The following is a 5,437-nucleotide window of genomic DNA, read 5'->3' as shown; positions in this document are numbered from 1 at the left end:
CCCGTTCCTGACCGAACGCGTCATCACCGGCATCCACACCATCGGCCGGGAACTGTTCACCGCGGGGGTACCCGCCTCCCGGGTCAGCTTTCGGCACCCCGCTCCGGCGGATACGACGCGTTACCGCAACATATTCGGCGTTGAGCCGGTCTTCGGCGCAAAGGCCAATGAATTGGCCTTCGACAGTGCCCATCTCGATGACGCGCTGCCGCAGGCCAACGAATGGGCGCGCGGCATATGCGAACAACTCTGCCGCGATCTGCTCAGCGCGCGGCGCGCCCGCACCGGTGTCGCGGGGTCGGTGCGCGATCGGCTGGTCCGCAATCCGGGCGAGATACCGGATCAAATCGCTGTTGCCGCCGAGCTTTTCATGAGTCCGCGGACACTGTCGCGACGGCTGCGGCACGAGGGCACCTCCTTCCGCCATCTGCTCGATGAGGTTCGGGAGATGATGTCGGAGGAGCTGTTGCACCACACCGATATGACCACCGAACAGGTGGCGGCGCGGCTCGGTTACGCGGAGGCGGCATCGTTCATTCGCGCATTCCGGCGCTGGAAAGGCTGTCCGCCGCAGGAGTTTCGGGCACGTGGTGGGCGGACGGCCGCGCCGATCAAGGCGGTGTCCGAGTTCGCGCTCGACCGGACCCATCTGGTCGGCGCCGGTTGACGGCTCGGTCGGCTTGTCCCGGACCCGATCTCAGTGAGTTTCGTCCGCGTCCCCGATTGTCTGTACGAGCATGTCGGACATGGTGCTGCTGATGAACTTCGGGATCGTGGGGGCGAAGAGTTTGAGGTAGGAGTCCATCCATTCGTGGCGGGTGTTGAGGAATGGGAAGTCGGTGGGGGCCATGTAGCGGACGGCGAGCATGGGTAGTGGCGCGTCGAGTGCGGGGAAGTCCGGGTTGTGCAGTCCCGGTACGGTGCACCCCGGATAGAACTGACCGAGCATCAGACCCTTTTCGACGAACCGAGATTTGTGTTCGATTTGAACCGCGTCGACATCTTCGTATTCGGTGAGGTCCGGAAAGACCACCAGGACAGCCTTGAACTTGGAATCGGGTTCGTCCCGGGGCGGCAGGGCGGGGAACAGGTCGTACAGATCGTCGACGACCGCGGTCAGGAACCCGGCGTCGATGGAACGACCTTCGACGAATGCGGCCCACAGGAAGTGGTTCGCGATGGCGCGGCTGGTGTAAGGACAGACCGGGCCGGTTCGGCCGAGATCGGGATGTGGCTGACACAGGTATTCGCGGGTCCACCTACGTAATTCGGCTGCACGGGGATGCGCGGCGATAGGAGTCGCTGGATCGGGAGCGAACAGGTTGACTGGCTCAACGCCGGAGCGAGACCCGACGATTCGGCAGGTGTTCATGATCGGCTTGTCCTTGTGTGGGTTGGGACTCCTGTGGGGTGGTGTGGGCTGAGCGGAAGTGCTCGGTGAGGACGAATCCGATCGCGCGCAGCGAATCGGGATCGATCATCCGCTCGTGCCGGACCGAAATGTGGTGTTCGGTGATCCGGCCGGTGATGAGGTCGTTCCATGCGAGGGCCGGGGAGGGCCCGTCGACTGTGTGGGCGGCGCTGAAGTAGATCAGGTCACCGTCGAATGGCGTCGGCCGGTGGTTCAACGTGAGGTCGACGAGCCGGGTGTAGTCCTCGTGCAGGAGCACGAGATGCTCGGGGGTCACTGCGGTGAACAGTCCGCCTTGCCGGTGCAGCAGCTCCGCCGCCGCGGCGGCGGTGAGATCGGCCGGGCCCGGTGGCACCTCGAAGCCAGCGAACTCGGCGAGCAGCTTCCCGATGGTAGGGGTTGGTGCGCGTACGGTGCAGGCCGTGACGACGCGAGTGTCCATCACGGCCAGGGTGGCGACGGACTCGCCGTCGCGGCGGAGTCGGACGGCGATCGCGTGCGCGATGGTGCCGCCGAGCGAGTAGCCGAGCAGGTGGTACGGGCCGTGCGGCTGGATTGCGCGGATCTCTTGGACGTAGCGGGCGGCGAGTTCGTCGAGCGTCTCGAATTCCGCGGTGGCATCGCTGAATGCCGGGGATTGCAGCCCGTATACGGGGCGGTCGGGATCGATGTGCTGTACGAGTCCGCTGAAACCCCAAGCCAATCCGATGGCGGGGTGGACGCAGAACAGCGGTGGTTCGGTTCCGGCGGCGCGCAGGGGGAGAATGACGGACAGCGCTTCGCTGAGGTCCTGCTCGTCGAGCCCATTGCGGCCGGTGTCGATGCGATAGGCCAGCGACTCGGGTGTCGGATCGGTGAAGATCCACTGAACCGGCACGTCGACACCGGTCGACTCGGCCAGCCGCGCCACCAGCGTGGCCGCGGCGAGCGAGTTGCCGCCGAGGGTGAAGAAGCCGTCGTCGAGGCCGACTCGCTCGATGTCGAGGGTTTGGGCGAAGGCGTCGCAGACGGTGGCCTCGAGTGCGGTCGACGGCGGACGGAACCGGGCAGGTCGCCACTGTGGTGTGGGTAGGGCTTTGTAATCCACTTTGCCGGTGGGGGTGAGGGGTATCCGGTCAACGGTGAGGATGGCGGTCGGGATCATGTGCGTGGGCAGTCGCGTCGTGAGGTGGGCGGTCAGTGCCGCGGTGTCGGGCGTGATGCCGGGAGCGGGCACGACGTAGCCGACGAGTTGATCGCTGCCATTGGGGCGGGTGTGGATCGTGACGGCGGCTTGGTCGGTATCGGGGTGGTCGCGCAGCGCGGCTTCGATGTCGCCGGGTTCGATGCGGTGGCCGTTGATCTTGAGCTGCAGGTCACTGCGACCGGAGAATCGCAGTGTTCGATCGGTGGTCCAGGCGACGAGGTCGCCGGTTCGATACATGCGTGTACCGGGCGGCCCGTAGGGGGCGGGAATGAATCGGGCCGCGGTGATCGCAGGCTGCCGGTGGTAGCCGCGGGCGAGACCTGGTCCGGAGACGTACAGTTCGCCGACCACTCCGGCTGGGACGGGGCGCAGTCTGCGGTCGAGTACGACGGCGGTGAATCCGAGCACCGGCCCGCCGATCGTCATCGGGCCGCCCGTGCTCGTGGTCAAAGGAGCATGGCCGCAGCTGACGACGGTCGTTTCGGTGGCCCCGTAGCTGTTGAGCACTGTGCGGCCCGACGTCCATTGCGCGGCGAGGTCGGGCGGGCAGGTCTCGCCGCCGAGGATCAGGGTTTCGAGGGTGTCGACGGTGTCAGGGTGTAATGAGGCGAGCACGGTGGGCGTGATAGCGGCATGGGTGACGTGTTCGGCATTGATCACCTCGGCCAGTTCGGTGCCAGCGGCCACCGACGCGGGTGCGAGGACCAGAGTGGCGCCAGCGGCGGTCGCGCTGAGCCATTCGAGGATCGAGACGTCGAAGGTCGGCGAGGCGACGGCCAGCATCCGCGAAGCCGGGGTGAGGCCGTACCGCTCCCGTGTCTCGGCGGCCAGGTTCGCTATCCCGGTATGGGTGACCACCACTCCCTTGGGGGTCCCGGTGGAGCCGGAGGTGTAGATCAGGTAGGCCGGATGCTCCAGCCGTAGTGGGGTTGTGCGTTCGGCGTCATCGATCGCTGTCGGGGCGGCCGCCGCCGTCTTCGCGAGAAAGACGGGATCGTCGAGGGCGAGCCATTCCAGCGCTTCCGGTAACCGGTCTCGGTAGGTATCGAGGGTCAGCCCGACGGCGGCACCGGAATCGGTGAGAATGCGCGTGACCCGGTCGCGCGGATGGGTGGGGTCGACCTGGACGAACGCGCCGCCGGTCTTGGCGACCGCCCATACGGCGATCATCGCGTCGATGCAGCGCGGCAGTGCCACAGCAACGATCACTTCCGGACCTATCCCCATATCAATGAATATCTGTGCCCACCGGTTGGAAGTTTCATCGAGTTCGCGGTACGACAGCCGCACGTCGTCGCAGACCAGCGCTTCCGTGCCGGGCGTCGTCGTGGCCGCGTCCCATAACACCTGCGGCAACGGCGCAGGCACCGTGCCGGGCCGACCGCGGACGGGCACCAGCGTGGCCTGCTCGACGGGCGAGAGCAGCTGCAGTTCGGTGAGTGGGAGGTCGATATGCGTGGCGATGGTGTCGAGCACCCGCAGTACCCGGTCGGCAAGGGCGTCGATCTGCTGTCGAGTGAACAGTTCGGGCAGGTATTCGAAGGTCAGGTGTAGCCGGGTGTCGTGGTGAGCGACCAGGCCGAGCGGATAGTGCGCGGCGTCTCGTCCCTGGACGTCGCGGACGTGCATTCCGGCGATGTCGGTGTCCTCGGACAGCCCGGCTCGGTCGACCGGGTAGGACTCGAAGACGGTCACGGTGTCGAACATCGCGCCGGGACCGGCCACCTGTTGGATCCGTGCGAGTCCGAGGTGCTGATGATCGAGCAGCGCAGCCTGTTCGGTTTGGATTCGCCGCAATAGCTGGGCGAGGGTTTCGCGGTGGTCGAGCCGGACGCGGACGGGCACGGTGTTGACGAACAGTCCGATCATCGATTCGATGCCGGGAAGCTGTGGCGGGCGCCCGGAGACGGTGGTGCCGAAGACCACGTCTTCGCGGGCGGTCGCATTGGCGAGCACGAGCGCCCACGCCGCCTGGACGATGGTGTTGAGGGTGGCCTCCTGGTGGTGGGCCACCGTCACCAGGGCCGCGGTGCGGTCCTCGTCGAGCTGCACGCGCACTTCGCTCGCTGCGGCGGTGGGTCGGCGGGCGCGGTCGGCGGGGGCCAGCAGAGTCGGCTGGGTGACACCCTCGAGTGCCTGTGTCCATGCGGTCTCCGCCGCGGCCTGGTCCTGGCTGTTGAGCCAGGTCAGGTAGTCGCGGTAGGGACGTACCGGGGGTAGGGCCGCGGTGTCGCTGTCGGTGGCGTAGAGGATCAGTAGTTCTCGGATCAGTAGTGGTGTGGACCAGCCGTCGATCAGGATGTGGTGCATGCTCAGCAGTAGCCGGTATTGCTGGGGGGCGGTGTTGATCAGGGTCAGTCGCAGCAGTGGTGCTGTGGTCATGTCGAATCGGCGGTCGCTGGTCGTGACCTGTTCGAGTGCGGCGGCGGTGTCGTCGTGTTCGGTGAGGTCGATTTCGGTGAACGGGACCTCGACGGTGTGGGGCACCACTTGGACGGGTTCGTGGGCGCCGTCGCGCACGAACGCGGTCCGTAGGTTGGGGTGTCGCCGCAGCAGGGTTTGTGCGGCGCGGTGCAGCCGGTCCGCGTCGACGTCTCCGCCGAGTTCGACGCATAGTTGCACGATGTAGGCGTCGATGGCGTCGGTGGCGAGTTGGGCGTGGAACAGCAGTCCGGCCTGTAGTGGGGTCAGCGGCCAGATGTCGTCCAGCGCCGGATACCTAGCCTCGAGTCGGTCGATCGCGGGCTGGTCGAGGTCGACGAGGCCGAGATCCGAGGGTGTCAGCCCGCCGACACCGGGTCGGGACGCGTGGGTGGCCAGCGCTGTCACGGCGTCGCGCC

Annotated in this window: 3 protein-coding genes; 1 reads left to right on the top strand and 2 read right to left on the bottom strand. The window is 66.8% G+C overall.

Features of this window, described 5'->3' with window-relative positions; translation table 11 throughout:
• Positions 1–667 (top strand): helix-turn-helix domain-containing protein (locus ABZW16_RS42790; RefSeq protein WP_354961888.1); only part of this gene is annotated, 667 nt, incomplete at its 5' end.
• A 30-nt stretch (positions 668–697) separates the two neighbouring features.
• On the opposite strand, the gene ABZW16_RS42785 is transcribed toward ABZW16_RS42790, so the two are convergent.
• Positions 698–1,372 (bottom strand): DUF6875 domain-containing protein, encoded by a 675-nt coding sequence (locus ABZW16_RS42785; protein ID WP_354961887.1) that lies wholly within the window; start codon positions 1,370–1,372, stop codon positions 698–700.
• The coding region (locus tag ABZW16_RS42780) for an amino acid adenylation domain-containing protein (protein ID WP_354961886.1) at positions 1,332–5,437 on the bottom strand (4,106 nt) is incomplete at its 5' end. The genes ABZW16_RS42780 and ABZW16_RS42785, both read right to left, overlap by 41 nt.

It is taken from the genome of Nocardia sp. NPDC004604 (assembly GCF_040609795.1).
Lineage (GTDB): Bacteria > Actinomycetota > Actinomycetes > Mycobacteriales > Mycobacteriaceae > Nocardia.
Note: the sequence above shows the minus strand (reverse complement) of the source record. Positions and strands in the feature narration are given on the sequence as shown.

What these genes read in the sequence shown, in the direction of transcription:
- ABZW16_RS42785 (WP_354961887.1), bottom strand. Translation starts at nt 1,372, where the DNA reads ATGAACACCTGCCGAATCGTCGGGTCTCGCTCCGGCGTTGAGCCAGTC.